The organism is Microcystis aeruginosa LEGE 91341 (genome assembly GCF_015206885.1).
Classification (GTDB): Bacteria; Cyanobacteriota; Cyanobacteriia; order Cyanobacteriales; family Microcystaceae; genus Microcystis; species Microcystis aeruginosa_H.
This window is the reverse complement of sequence record NZ_JADEXY010000046.1, coordinates 1-12,559: the sequence shown is the minus strand read 5'-3', so window position 1 is coordinate 12,559 and position 12,559 is coordinate 1. Positions and strand designations below refer to the sequence as shown.

The window sequence follows — 12,559 nt, the reverse complement described above, 5'->3', positions numbered from 1 at the left end:
ATAAGGGTTTTGTCGGTCTAGACTGTATCAGACTTATCTGAAATGACTATAGTTACAGAAAACCTCAATGAGGGAACTGATACCGTCCAAGCTTCCATTTCCTACACCCTAACCGATAACGTGGAGAATCTTACTCTTACGGGAACCGCTAACCTCAATGGTACAGGCAATAACCTCAATAACATTCTGACAGGTAATAGTGGTAATAACATCCTGACAGGTTTAGCTGGTAATGATAGCCTTGATGGAAAAGCTGGCACAGATACAATGATTGGTGGTCTGGGAAATGATACTTACACCGTAGATAATACGGGGGATATAGTTACAGAAAACCTCAATGAGGGAACTGATACGGTTAAAGCTTCTATTTCCTACACCCTAACCGATAACGTTGAGAATCTTACTCTTACAGGAACCGCTAACCTCAATGGTACAGGAAATGACCTCAATAACATTCTGACAGGTAATAGTGGTAATAATATCCTGACAGGTAATGAAGGTAACGACATCCTGAATGGTGCAGCTGGAATTGATACTCTAATCGGCGGTTTAGGGAATGATACCTATCAAGTTGATACCACCAATGATACCATTACTGAACTAGCTAATCAGGGAAGCGATACTATCCAATCGAGTGTCACCTACAGTATTGCCAATTTAGACAATATTGAAAACCTAACTTTAACCGGTAATACTGCTATCAATGCCACCGGTAATACCGCTAATAATCTAATTGTGGGTAATAGTGGCAATAATCAAATCAATGGAGGTGCGGGAATTGATACTTTAACCGGTGGTAATGGTGCAGATATCTTCATCTTCCAATTTGGCCAATCTACCATAGCAGCAAACGACCGTATCACGGATTTTGCCATCAATAGTGATAAAATCGACTTATTAACTGAAGGTGGACTTCCCATGAGTGTGCCTAGTAGTTTCAGTCGAACTGCTAATAGCACTGTCACCAATTTAGACAATTTAATCAATCAGGTATTTACTGATGCTAATGGAGCCACTACAGGTAATCAAGAATTAGGGGTTAATAGTGCCGCCTTAGTGCAGGTAACAACCGGTGCAATAGCTGGAACTTACCTCGTTATTAATGATAGCGCGGCTGGCTTCCAATCCAGCAATGATTTATTAATAAATATCACTGGATTTACTGGTACTTTACCAGCTTTAGGAAGCATTCCAGTGGGTAATTTCTTTATCTAAGTGTCTAAGCTCTCCTTCTAAGTCACCTAGAAAACGGGTTTCTTCAAGAAACTATTTAGAAACCCTTTTTCTTCGAGAAACCCGTTTTCTGCAAACGCCTATTTAGAAAACGGGTTTCTTCAAGTATTTAGAAACCCGTCTTCTGTGTTAAAAATTGTCAGCTACCCCCGCTATCCATTAGTCACATATTTCTTAACATAAAGTTGGACAACAACTGTGGTATAACTTCACAAGAACTTGATATTATTATTACAATAGTCTCAAAAACAATGATCGAATTAAGTCCCGCCGCCGCTAGAGAAATTGAACGTTGGAGTCAAAGCCGTCGCCTGAGTGGTTCCTATCTGCGTTTGGCCGTAAAAAACGGTGGTTGTTCGGGACTTCACTATCATCTCGAATTAACCCCTATTGCGGCAGAAAACGATCGCTTTTATCAAAGTCAGGGTATTAATATTTTAGTCGATCCTGACAGCGATCGCTACCTGCAAATTTTAAAATTAGACTATTCAGAGGATTTAATGGGTGGTGGTTTCCGTTTTACCAATGCCAACACCCAAAATACCTGCGGTTGTGGTCTTTCTTTTAGCGCTTAATTAACTGCTCCAAATAGCCAAGACAACTAAAAGCACATTAACCAGATAAAAAGCTCCCACAATCTTGGTTTCCGTCCAACCACTTAATTCTAAATGATGATGAAAAGGAGCCATTTTTAATAATCTTTTGCCCTTGCCATCGGGTCCTTTTGTGGCTTTATAATAGATAACCTGAGCGATTACCGAAAGAGATTCCAGAAAGAAGAGACCACTAATTAAAAATAATCCCCAGAGATGTCCGGAAATTAAACCCACCGCAGCTAAAGCACCTCCCAAAGCGAGGGAACCGGTATCACCCATAAACACCTTAGCAGGGTTGCGGTTATGAAAAATGAAGCCTAGACAAGCACCACTAAAACAAGTGCAGAAAATCGCTAAATCCGGATGACTAGGAGCGATAATAATGGCTAAACCCAAAAAAGCGATCGCAGCTGTTCCCCCCGCTAATCCATCCACCCCATCGGTGAGATTAGTGGCGTTACTTTCAGCTACAAGGACAAATGCCGCCAAAATCCAGAAGAAAAAGCCTAAAGGAATCACTAATCGACCCCAAAGGGTGATATCGGTACTCACCTGATTGACCAACATCCAGAGACAAAAAAGCACCGCCCCCGTTATCTGTAAAATTAACTTCATTCGGGGAGATAGGCCCTTATTCGACTTATAACGCAGAATTTGCCAATCATCTAACCAACCGATACCCATGTAAGTAAAAGTCAGCAAAGCAACCGCCACCACATTAGGAGTGAATTTAGACCAGATTAAAGCGAAAATAAGGGCTACTGGCACAAAAAAGCTGCCTCCCATTGTTGGGGTTCCTGCTTTCTTTAAATGAGCCTGGGGTCCATCCTCGCGCATAATCTGACCCATTTTCAAGCGCCGCAGCATCGGTACTACCCAGCAACCAAAACCAGCACTAATTAGCGTTGTGGCCATCAGGGGGAGTAACAGGGAATTAGTGGACTGAAAAAAAACTACTAACAGAAATAGTAATCCCGTTAGTAGAATCAGGAGATGGGTTCCAGTGGGTTTTTTAAAGATAGGGGCGGAAAAAATGTTAGCGTTCACGACTAAAGCGTCAGATAAGGGTAAAATTTGCCAAAGAAGACGGGATTAATCTTCATCTAAGACTAATTCATCCTCGTCGTCATCATAACCGATATCATCGACATCCATGAGTTCAGATAGTTCCACATCTTCTTCGAGAGTCAGATCTGGTTCCGCGATTTTATCCCGGGGAATCATGCGATTATTTTTTTCTAACCACTCGACAATGGAAGCGTCTTTTTTTAGGGGAATAACCGCGGCCGGTTCGTAGCGGGGTTCTTGACGAATAGAAGGATTAAGCATAATCACTCGACGATTAACAGCAATCATTTCGAGTTTACCATGTCTTTTAAGGCTCTGATAATCTCTTGATTGGCCGCGGGGAAAGTGTAATGATGTAGTTCCTCGATAGTTACCCAGCGGATTTCTTCACATTCGATCGCTCTTGCTTCGCCGCTGAGATAACGACAGTTATATACTTGTAGATTAACCCGAAAATGACTATAGGTGTGATCGATGGTGATTAAATGACTATCCACTGCGATTTCAATGCCAATTTCTTCTAATATCTCCCGTTTAATACATTCCTGCACCGTTTCATTGCCTTCGATTTTGCCGCCGGGGAATTCCCAAAAACCGCCCAGGAGTCCCTTGGCCAGACGGCGATCGATTAAAATTAAATCTCGATCATCTCTAATTACGGCCACACCGATTTGTTTAGAAGCTAAAGAGTCTGTTTCGGGAATCATAGCGGTTATTGGCGAAAAAACAGCAAAAAATAGTTAAAAATTGACTGCGGAAAATTGAGTCAAAAGATGATATAATCGAAAATTGTACGATTAACGATTAACAATGACAGTCAGTTCCGAATCAAAGTTTATTTTAAAAGTATTGTGGTTAGATCAGAACGTAGCGATCGCTGTAGATCAGGTGGTCGGCAAAGGAACTAGCCCCCTCACCGCTTATTTTTTCTGGCCGCGCAATGATGCTTGGCAACAACTGCAAGAGGAGTTAGAAGCAAAACACTGGATTGATGAGTCCGATCGCGTTGATGTTCTCAACAAAGCCACAGAAGTAATTAATTTTTGGCAAGAGTTACGCAATCAAGGCCGACAAATCCCCATGGCCGATGCACAGTTAAAATTCCCCGAAGTTGTTTTTAGTGGTAGCAATTAATTTATAGCAGTTATCTTAATGGGGAGCGACAAAATCTCCAGTTTTAGGCAACGGAAAACAGGAAACTTTTTCACTGATCACCGAGCAGTAGAAGAACTGATAACTGATAACCGAAAAAGAATCGGGTAGGTTCATATAAACCCGCCCGATTTTGCTTTAATTTAATTTGGTTGGGTTTAAACCGATACTAAACCGCCAGCGGCCTGGTATCTAGCGCGAGCTTTGCGCCATGATTGTTGCGCTTGGATAGTTTTGCGACGGTCATCCCCTTTACTGGCTTCATCGAGACGGGTTTGGGCCTGTTCGTATTCGGTGCGAGCTTTTTCCTTATCGATTTTTGAGCCTAATTCCGCCCCATTAACGAGGACTTTGATCTCATTATTTTCGACTTCGGCAAAACCGCCCAAAACCGCGATATTTTCCCAGTCTTTCCCCGGTCGAATTCGCATTACGCCAATATTCAGGGCCGTTAATAAAGGAGCGTGACCGCTAAGAATACCTAATTGTCCTGTGGAACTGGGTAGGATTACTTCTTCAGCCACGTTATCCCAGACAATGCGATCGGGTGTAATAACCCGTACTGTAATGCTCATTGGTGATAATAACGATAATTTTGGCAGATTTCTGGGTTTAGTAACCGCTAAACGCGGTTACTACTGACTTTTAATTAGCCTTTTTTGAGTTTTGCGCCTTTAGCGATCGCTTCATCGATACTGCCGACCATATAGAACGCTTGTTCAGGTAAGCTATCGAGTTCACCTTTAAGGATCATCTGGAAGCCTTTGATCGTATCAGCGAGGGTAACGTATTTACCCGGAGAACCGGTGAACACTTCGGCCACGAAGAAAGGTTGCGAGAGGAAACGCTCAATTTTGCGAGCGCGGTCAACGGTGAGACGATCTTCTTCCGATAATTCGTCTAAACCGAGAATAGCGATGATATCCTGTAACTCTTTATAGCGTTGCAGGGTAGATTGGACGGCGCGAGCGGTGCCGTAGTGTTCATCACCGACGATATCAGCTTGGAGCATGGTGCTGGTGGAACCGAGGGGATCTACCGCCGGATAGATACCTTTGGAAGCCAGACCACGGGATAGTACAGTTGTTCCGTCCAAGTGAGCGAAGGTAGTAGCAGGAGCGGGGTCAGTCAAGTCATCTGCGGGTACATAGACCGCTTGGATGGAAGTGATCGATCCTTCTTTGGTGGAGGTGATCCGCTCTTGCAGGTCGCCTACATCAGTGCCGAGGGTGGGTTGGTATCCTACCGCAGAAGGCATCCGACCGAGGAGAGCCGATACTTCCGAACCCGCTTGCACGAAACGGAAGATATTATCGACAAATAAGAGTACGTCTTGCTTGTTGACATCGCGGAAATATTCGGCCATGGTCAAAGCGGAGAGACCGACGCGCATTCTCGCTCCGGGGGGTTCGTTCATCTGACCGTAAACGAGGGCGATTTTCGATTCTTCGGGGTTATCAGCGTTGATTACCTTCGATTCGATCATCTCGTTGTAGAGGTCGTTTCCTTCGCGGGTTCTTTCACCCACACCGCCAAAAACCGAGACACCACCGTGTTGAATGGCGATATTGTTGATTAATTCCATCATAATGACGGTTTTGCCCACACCAGCACCCCCAAAGAGGCCGATTTTGCCACCTTGACGGTAGGGGGTGAGCAGGTCAATTACCTTGATCCCGGTTTCAAAAACCGTCGGTGTTACTTCAAGATCGACTAATTTGGGAGCGGGACGGTGAATAGGAGAGGTTTCGGTGACGTTAACCGGTCCTTTTTCGTCCACGGGTTCACCAAGAACGTTAAAAATCCGACCGAGGGTGCATTTACCCACGGGAACGCTAATCGCTGCGCCGGTATCGACGATATCCATACCGCGCACTAAACCATCGGTGGTACTCATGGCAACGGCCCGCACTTGGTTGTCACCGAGTAACTGTTGGACTTCACAAGTAACGGATAAATTTTGACCGGCGGAGTTAGTTCCTTTTACGGTTAAGGCATTATAAATACGGGGCAGGTTGCCACTGGGAAATTCGGCATCGATGACAGGACCGATGATCTGGACGATTTTACCAACGTTAGTTTCTGTTGTCGCTACCATTGTTTATGTCTACTCTGGGTTTTAGCTGATAACTCCCACAAGGGGAAAGTCTTAATTTTTTGTAAAATTAGCCAATACTCAGCTTATCACGCTAGGGGATCAGATCAGTTATTTTCGCTATCAGCCCTCAGCAGTCGGTCGTCAGGAGACTCGGAGACGGGAGATTATTTTATTTGTTCCCCCCACTTCCCGCTTCCCACTCCCCGCTTCCCACTCCCTGCTTGACAAACACAGGGGTTTGCCTTTAATTGAACGTCACCTCATGTCTCAAGGAGAAGATGGCCACAGTGTCGAGGGTTTAACTGCTCAAGATATAGGTTGGGATTTTTAAGGGGAAACTCTCTTTTAAAATTGGCGTTTACTTTTGATTTTATTACTCAATCCAAGCTTTTGGGGGGTTGGGGGAAGTCGCTGGGTATCAAATTAAATTAATTAAGGTTGAACAAATGCCAGAAAAAGCGACCTTTTTTAAGGGATTACAGATATAAAAATATCATTTTAATTTCTATAAGTCATACAAAAATTTAGTTTAAGATGACCTCTGAGGATGAATTAATCTGATTTTTGACGCTTTCTAGTAAAAGTTGATACAAAAAATGAGGTGTTTTTTGATTGGCTAATTCCAGACTATTCTGATAAATTTTAACAGCAGATTCATCATTAATCATTCGATAGTGAATGATTTTTGTCCATTCTGGTGCAGTTATCATTAATTGAGGAATCACTTCAATAAAAGCTTGTATTTGTTGTTGGGGGTCAAAATCTTCTAAAAAATGCACTAAACTAAACATAATTTCAGGATGTTCACAGTTATCATCTAGGATAAGATGTAAGTCTTTTAAATGTTTATCATCAGGATATTTGGCAAGTTTTTCTAATGTTTCCTCAAATAAGTTAATTTCTTGGGATGTTTTCATTAAGCGATTCTCTTGTAGGATTTTTATTAAATTCATGGGGTTGTTGCTCCTTAATCAAAAAAGGTTGACCAGGTAGTTTTATTAAGTTGAATGAGTTCTTGTAATCCCTTCCTGATATCTGCATTATATAATCCTTGACTTAGATAAATTGAGCGAATATCCCAAACTTCTTGTGCTAAGGTTTGTCGAGGGGAAAGGGTTAAGTCTGGACTTTTACCATAAGATAAGGTTTGACGATGACGACCTCCTTTTCCGGGGGATAAGTGTTCCATCATGATAGCAATTCCTTGATTAGTTGTGTAACCGTTGATTTTCGCTTTCATATACGCATTGGATGGTAGATGATGGGGGGTTAAGTTATCTCCTCTACGACCTAATTTTAACAAGTCGCCGTATGTCCCGACTTTTCCTTCTCCTGTCAGTAGTTTAAATTGAGTGATGTTGTCTCCTTATGATTATTTTAGACCATAGATTTATCATAGGTGAATAAAAATCTTATCGCTCTTCTATCTCGGAAAATCCCTGTCAACACATAAGTGCTGAAACTCTTATTTTATAAGCGAGCGCTCGCCTATTTTCTAACAACAACTCGAAAATTTAGTTTCTGTTAGTTATTGATCACCCGAAAGCTTGCCCCGAAAGAAAGCTAGAATTTAGACACGATCAGGGCTTTTTCCTGATAATTAAGCTTTAATGACCCATTTTCCCCTTTTCCCCCAACTCCAGTGCTTCCCAACCCAAAAAAGTAAGGCAGGCCTTAGCCTACCTTAAAACAAAGCGAGGTTGATCAACTTTGGGGATGCCGATGCCGTGGATGGAATTGGACTAATACCATATATTGTCGATTATAGCAAGGGTTTTGCTGGTTGTATAGATTCAAATAAAAAACAATTTAAAGCTTGACCATAGAGTTTAGTCTATGTCTTGAGCTGCAAGCACTATCTCCTGTCAAATTTTCAAGGGACAGCTTTACCGAGATGCACTCCCTTCTCTCAACTGTCCGGGAGAATTGTGCTGTAAGATATCTTCAGTTTGAATTGTTTAGGCTCGCAATCGTAGATGAGAATAAATTTCGGTAGCTTTTGCGGCAATCTCAGGAAATTAACGTTTAACTATATGAATTCTGCTAAAATTATCGCCATTATCACGGGAGCGATTTCGATTTTAATCGCCGTTGCCTATCTAATCCTAGTTCAGATTCTGGACTTTCGTAGCGAGATGATTCCCGCTCCCCTAGAAGTTATTTTTCCCGGATGATAAAAATGGGGGTTGAAAATTTTTCAACCCCGAAAAAAAGCAATTTTTGAGCGGATTAACCCACCGGTTGTAACTGTAATTGCGAGAGAATATCGCTCTGCTCGGAGCGCCGATGACTAGAGACTGTCACCACAGCTTCAGCAGTTACATCTAATAGCGCATGGTCTCCAGAATTGACTTTTCCCGATAACATCGCCTCGGCTAAACTATCCTCTAAGCGTCGAGTTAAAGCACGACGTAAAGGCCGCGCACCGTAGCTAGGATCATAACCCTCATTGATGACCAAATCCTTAAAAGCGGCGGTAACTTCCACAGAAATGCCTTTTTCTGCCAATTGTTTGGCTATATCTGCGATCAGAATATCGGCAATCTGGGTAACTTCTTCGCGAGTTAACTGTCGGAAAACAATGATTTCATCGAGACGGTTGAGAAATTCGGGACGGAAATATTGTTTTAACTCGTCTGTCACCCGATTAGAAATCTGTTGGTAACGCGATTGAGCCAAATCGTCAGCCATCTCGAATCCTAAGCTATTACCGCCTTTTTCGATGACTTTTGAGCCAATATTCGAGGTCATGATAATTAGGGTATTCTTAAAGTCCACCCGACGACCTTGGGAATCGGTCAAACGACCATCTTCTAACAGTTGCAGCAGAAGATTAAAAACATCGGGATGTGCTTTCTCGATTTCGTCAAACAAAACCACTCTATAGGGTTGACGACGCACAGCTTCCGTTAACTGACCGCCTTCATTGTAACCGATGTATCCGGGAGGCGCACCAATTAACTTAGAAACCGTGTGGGATTCCATAAATTCCGACATATCTAGGCGAATCATACTGGATTCCGAGCCAAAGAGTAACTTAGCTAAGGCTTTCGTTAATTCAGTTTTACCCACTCCCGTGGGACCGGCAAAAATAAACGAGGCAATCGGACGGTTAGGATTCTTTAAATTTACTCGCGCTCGACGAATAGCACGAGAAACGGCATTTACTGCCTCCTGTTGACCAATAATCCGCTCGTGCAGTTGATATTCCAGATTTAAGAGCGATTCCGACTCAGTTTCAGTTAATTGGGTAACGGGAATACCTGTCCAAGCGGCAACAATTTGGGCAATTTCCTCCGCATCTACCACCGGAATTAAAGATTCGGGGTTAATTAGGGGTGATTCTTCGTTAACCTCTGCGGGACTTTTACTTTGTAGGGAATAGCGTAGATGGGTGCGGGATCCTGCTTCATCGAGAAGATCGATCGCTTTGTCCGGTAAAAAGCGATCATTGATATAGCGAGAGGATAGATTAACGGCAGCTTCGATCGCTTTTTGATCGTATTTTACCTGATGGAAATCCTCGTAGGTAGCTTTTAAACCGCGTAAAATCTCGATCGCTTGCTCTTTAGTCGGTTCTCCCACCATAACTGGCTGAAAACGTCTTTCTAGAGCCGCATCTCGCTCAATATGCTGTTTATACTCATCGAGAGTGGTGGCCCCTAAACACTGTAACTCACCGCGAGCTAAAGCAGGTTTAAGCAAGTTAGAAGCATCCATGGCTCCTCCCATGCTACCGGCACCCACAAGAGTGTGAATTTCATCGATAAACAGGATAATACTGCCCGATTTGCGAACTTCCTCTACAACACCCTTTAAACGTTCCTCAAAATCGCCGCGAAAACGGGTTCCCGCCAGTAAAGACCCCATATCGAGGGCAATTACCTGTTTATCCCGCAAAAGTTCGGGAATATCGCCATTATGGATGCGTTGTGCTAACCCTTCAGCGATCGCTGTTTTGCCCACCCCCGGCTCACCGAGTAAAATCGGGTTATTCTTGCTGCGACGGCCCAAAATTTGGATAACTCGCTGGATTTCTGGCTCTCTACCGATTACAGGGTCGATTTTGCCATTTTTGACTTCTTGGCTTAAATTGCGACTATATTGGGCTAAAATACCGCCTTGGGGAGCATTTTTCTGGTCTTCATAGTCACTGCTTGCCGTGAAGCGACCACTAGCGACTTTTTCCCCAGCACTTTTCAGTAAAAGGGCGCGAAGTTGCAGGAGATCAACACCCTGCATAATTAAAACTTTAGCGGCTAGGGATTCGGGATCGGCGGTGATAGCAAGTAATAAATGTTCAGGTGCGATCGCCTGTTCCCCTAATTGTCGAGCTTCCTGAAATGCTTGCTCGAACATCTTTTTCGCTTTCGGGGTAAAAGGGATATTAACGGGACTGTAACCGCTGCCGCGGCCGGTCATTCCTTCAATTACGCGGCGACTTTCGTGCAGGGTGACTTTTAAATCCTTGAGAATTAAGGCTGCGGCGGCGGTGGCTTCTCCTATCAATCCTAACAGTAAATGCTCCGTACCGACGACACTGTGACCGGTACGACGGGCTTCCTCTTGGGCGAACATCACCGCTTTGATAGCTTTCTGGTTAAAGTATTCAAACATGATCGACGGCTTCCTGGCTACTGGGCTTTACTTGTTACTGTAACGTTTTCTTTACATTAGCCGGAAGGGGGATATCCGTATCAGCAGGGTGGGTTAGGGGACAGGAGTAGAGACTGGGGAGTTTTTTGCTGTGAACAGTAAACAGTAATCAACTACCTGAAAACTAAAATCTGATAACTGATCACTGATCACTGTAATTAGGAATCAACTTGACTAAGAGAGGAACGTCTTTTAAAAGGCATTAGTTTTTTGATTAATTCAGGTGTAATTAAGCCTTGGGGATAAAAAATAGTTCCCAAAACAATTAAAATTCCAAAGATAATCAAACGACCATCGCGCAAGAAATTCCCTAACCAAATTGGTAACCCATTCACACCGCCGAGAGCGCGTAAAACTTCGGGCAAAGCAGTTAAAACAATGCCTCCCACCACTGGACCGACAAAAGTTCTTGAACCACCAATTAAAACGAAAGCCAAGAAAATAATACTGGCATCAAAAGTTCCTTGACGGGAATTCCAAGTATTGAGAAAATGGGCGCTTACCGCTCCGACAACTGCCGCTAAAACCGCCCCGAAAGTGAAGGATAAAACTTTGTGATAGGTGGGATTAATTCCCATGGCCGCAGCCGCCAATTCATCGGCACGAATGGCATTAAATGCCCGACCAATTTTGATGTTTTCTAAACGGTAGAGAAACAGCATAGTTAGGAATAAGAGGGGCAAAGCCAGCCAAAGGTAGGCTAATTGAGTAGTGAAAGGTTGGGGAATGGCGAAAATACCAACCGCACCGCCAGTTATATCGAGATTAAGGGCAATAATTCTCAAAATTTCTACCCAAGCGATCGTGGCAATAGCTAAATAAATCCCTCGCAAACGGAGAACAGGAATACCTAAAACTATGGCTAATATTCCCGCAATAATGCCAGCAATTAACATTTCTAAAAAGACCAAACCCAGGGGATAATTGCCACCAGTATTAGTAAAAACTTTCGTGGAAAGAATGGCGGCCACATAACCACCTAAAGCGTAAAAACCGGGGGTTGCTAAGGATAATTGACCAGCCATTAAGGGCAGATAAATTGAAATGCCTAAAATGGCTCCAAATACCATTGAAACAATTAAAAAACCATAGGTGTTAAAAAAGTCAGCCATATTTTCAGTGAGCGGTTATTGGGTATTTAAGTTAGGGGAGTCAATTAGCTAATTTTATCACCGTTCTCTCCCCTCTGATTCTCTGGTAATTATCGAAATTATCATAATTTTTTACTTGGCACTTTTCCTATATGGTAGCGTTAGCCACCTTAAAAGCAGACGGGATAATCGATGATGGGAAAAAGTATCTTTCTTAACTTTGTCTGGGAAAAAATTCAGGGGAATTTATGAGACAGCAGCATTGGTTAGTCAACTCCGAAAACCAGTTCCTCGGACTCCTAGTGCTGAATTTCCCGATAAAATCACAGTAACGGGCGAAAAAGTCCTAGAAGCTGAGTATAGCATCAGTTTTACCCCAGAAGCAATCCATCAGGTGCAGGCGATCGGTTAGGAACCAGTAATATGGTTTTAAATGTTTTCAATTCGATCCTCTCACTAATTAAGTAGCTCGTTATAATTAAAATGAACTACCCCGCCGCAAGCGGACGGGGTATCAGAATCAAAATAGACTCAATTGTAGATTTTGGTGTAGCTGCAGGTATTCTTTATCTTGTTCTTTTACATATCTCGCTATCATACCTTCATCCCCATGCTTTCCTACCGTACTTGCGTAATATCCATCACTCCAAAACTCTCCTCCCCAC

14 protein-coding genes and 1 pseudogene are annotated in these 12,559 nt (G+C 43.1%); 5 read left to right on the top strand and 10 right to left on the bottom strand.

Features of this window, described 5'->3' with window-relative positions; all coding sequences use genetic code 11:
• Window positions 1-30: 30 nt before the first annotated feature.
• Both IQ234_RS21750 and IQ234_RS09170 read left to right on the top strand, forming a co-directional pair.
• A pseudogene (locus tag IQ234_RS21750) lies at window positions 31-1,215 on the top strand (bluetail domain-containing putative surface protein); the annotation flags it as partial.
• Window positions 1,216-1,484: 269 nt separating this feature from the next.
• Window positions 1,485-1,808, top strand: coding sequence for a HesB/IscA family protein (locus IQ234_RS09170; RefSeq protein ID WP_002754867.1), 324 nt, complete (start codon window positions 1,485-1,487; stop codon window positions 1,806-1,808).
• On the opposite strand, the gene mraY is transcribed toward IQ234_RS09170, so the two are convergent.
• Genes mraY through mutT form a run of 3 tightly spaced genes read right to left on the bottom strand, consistent with a single transcriptional unit; the run spans window position 1,809 to window position 3,604 of the window.
• Window positions 1,809-2,876: a phospho-N-acetylmuramoyl-pentapeptide-transferase gene (mraY, locus tag IQ234_RS09165; RefSeq protein ID WP_193956866.1), complete on the bottom strand. Its 1,068-nt coding sequence runs from the start codon at window positions 2,874-2,876 to the stop codon at window positions 1,809-1,811. It abuts the gene before it with no gap.
• A gap of 45 nt (window positions 2,877-2,921) precedes the next feature.
• Window positions 2,922-3,185: a DUF3134 domain-containing protein gene (locus IQ234_RS09160; protein WP_002735746.1), complete on the bottom strand. Its 264-nt coding sequence runs from the start codon at window positions 3,183-3,185 to the stop codon at window positions 2,922-2,924.
• The gene (gene mutT / locus IQ234_RS09155) at window positions 3,182-3,604 is read right to left on the bottom strand and encodes an 8-oxo-dGTP diphosphatase MutT (protein ID WP_193956865.1); all 423 of its coding nucleotides are present in this window, start codon (window positions 3,602-3,604) and stop codon (window positions 3,182-3,184) included. Before mutT ends, IQ234_RS09160 begins: the two co-directional genes overlap by 4 nt.
• 103 nt (window positions 3,605-3,707) lie before the next feature.
• Here mutT and IQ234_RS09150 point away from each other — a divergent pair, with 103 nt between their 5' ends.
• A complete protein-coding gene (locus tag IQ234_RS09150; protein ID WP_002760450.1) occupies window positions 3,708-4,031 on the top strand; it encodes a 30S ribosomal protein PSRP-3 in 324 nt (107 codons plus the stop codon).
• Between the two features lie 176 nt (window positions 4,032-4,207).
• Here the strand turns inward: IQ234_RS09150 and atpC are convergent, their stop codons facing one another.
• The 4 genes from atpC to IQ234_RS09130 form a co-directional block, all read right to left on the bottom strand.
• Entirely contained in the window at window positions 4,208-4,624 is a 417-nt protein-coding gene (gene atpC, locus IQ234_RS09145) for an ATP synthase F1 subunit epsilon (protein WP_185241173.1), read from the bottom strand.
• Window positions 4,625-4,698: 74 nt separating this feature from the next.
• Window positions 4,699-6,147, bottom strand: a complete 1,449-nt coding sequence (gene atpD, locus IQ234_RS09140) for a F0F1 ATP synthase subunit beta (RefSeq protein ID WP_002766069.1) — start codon at window positions 6,145-6,147, stop codon at window positions 4,699-4,701.
• Window positions 6,148-6,671: 524 nt separating this feature from the next.
• Window positions 6,672-7,100: an Imm30 family immunity protein gene (locus IQ234_RS09135; protein ID WP_193956864.1), complete on the bottom strand. Its 429-nt coding sequence runs from the start codon at window positions 7,098-7,100 to the stop codon at window positions 6,672-6,674.
• Window positions 7,101-7,114: 14 nt separating this feature from the next.
• Window positions 7,115-7,387: a hypothetical protein gene (locus tag IQ234_RS09130; RefSeq protein WP_193956863.1), complete on the bottom strand. Its 273-nt coding sequence runs from the start codon at window positions 7,385-7,387 to the stop codon at window positions 7,115-7,117.
• Window positions 7,388-8,180: 793 nt separating this feature from the next.
• Between IQ234_RS09130 and IQ234_RS09125 the strand changes: the two genes are divergently transcribed.
• Entirely contained in the window at window positions 8,181-8,321 is a 141-nt protein-coding gene (locus tag IQ234_RS09125) for a hypothetical protein (protein ID WP_002760440.1), read from the top strand.
• Window positions 8,322-8,376: 55 nt separating this feature from the next.
• Here the strand turns inward: IQ234_RS09125 and IQ234_RS09120 are convergent, their stop codons facing one another.
• Window positions 8,377-10,764 (bottom strand): ATP-dependent Clp protease ATP-binding subunit, encoded by a 2,388-nt coding sequence (locus tag IQ234_RS09120; protein ID WP_193956862.1) that lies wholly within the window; start codon window positions 10,762-10,764, stop codon window positions 8,377-8,379.
• A gap of 197 nt (window positions 10,765-10,961) precedes the next feature.
• A complete protein-coding gene (locus tag IQ234_RS09115) occupies window positions 10,962-11,915 on the bottom strand; it encodes a branched-chain amino acid ABC transporter permease (protein WP_193956861.1) in 954 nt (317 codons plus the stop codon).
• A gap of 241 nt (window positions 11,916-12,156) precedes the next feature.
• On the opposite strand from IQ234_RS09115, the gene IQ234_RS09110 reads away from it, so the two are divergent.
• The gene (locus IQ234_RS09110; RefSeq protein ID WP_228008439.1) at window positions 12,157-12,306 is read left to right on the top strand and encodes a cupin; all 150 of its coding nucleotides are present in this window, start codon (window positions 12,157-12,159) and stop codon (window positions 12,304-12,306) included.
• 108 nt (window positions 12,307-12,414) lie between these two features.
• Here IQ234_RS09110 and IQ234_RS09105 read toward each other — a convergent pair.
• On the bottom strand, window positions 12,415-12,559 hold a 145-nt coding region (locus IQ234_RS09105), incomplete at its 5' end, for a transposase (RefSeq protein ID WP_193956859.1).

Bases quoted from the DNA above. Each gene is read 5' to 3' on its own strand.
- atpD (WP_002766069.1), bottom strand. From the start codon at position 6,147: ATGGTAGCGACAACAGAAACTAACGTTGGTAAAATCGTCCAGATCATC.
- atpC (WP_185241173.1), bottom strand. From the start codon at position 4,624: ATGAGCATTACAGTACGGGTTATTACACCCGATCGCATTGTCTGGGAT.
- IQ234_RS09115 (WP_193956861.1), bottom strand. From the start codon at position 11,915: ATGGCTGACTTTTTTAACACCTATGGTTTTTTAATTGTTTCAATGGTA.
- IQ234_RS09170 (WP_002754867.1), top strand. From the start codon at position 1,485: ATGATCGAATTAAGTCCCGCCGCCGCTAGAGAAATTGAACGTTGGAGT.
- IQ234_RS09150 (WP_002760450.1), top strand. From the start codon at position 3,708: ATGACAGTCAGTTCCGAATCAAAGTTTATTTTAAAAGTATTGTGGTTA.
- IQ234_RS09120 (WP_193956862.1), bottom strand. From the start codon at position 10,764: ATGTTTGAATACTTTAACCAGAAAGCTATCAAAGCGGTGATGTTCGCC.
- IQ234_RS09160 (WP_002735746.1), bottom strand. From the start codon at position 3,185: ATGATTGCTGTTAATCGTCGAGTGATTATGCTTAATCCTTCTATTCGT.
- IQ234_RS09125 (WP_002760440.1), top strand. From the start codon at position 8,181: ATGAATTCTGCTAAAATTATCGCCATTATCACGGGAGCGATTTCGATT.
- IQ234_RS09130 (WP_193956863.1), bottom strand. From the start codon at position 7,387: ATGAAAGCGAAAATCAACGGTTACACAACTAATCAAGGAATTGCTATC.
- mutT (WP_193956865.1), bottom strand. From the start codon at position 3,604: ATGATTCCCGAAACAGACTCTTTAGCTTCTAAACAAATCGGTGTGGCC.
- IQ234_RS09135 (WP_193956864.1), bottom strand. From the start codon at position 7,100: ATGAATTTAATAAAAATCCTACAAGAGAATCGCTTAATGAAAACATCC.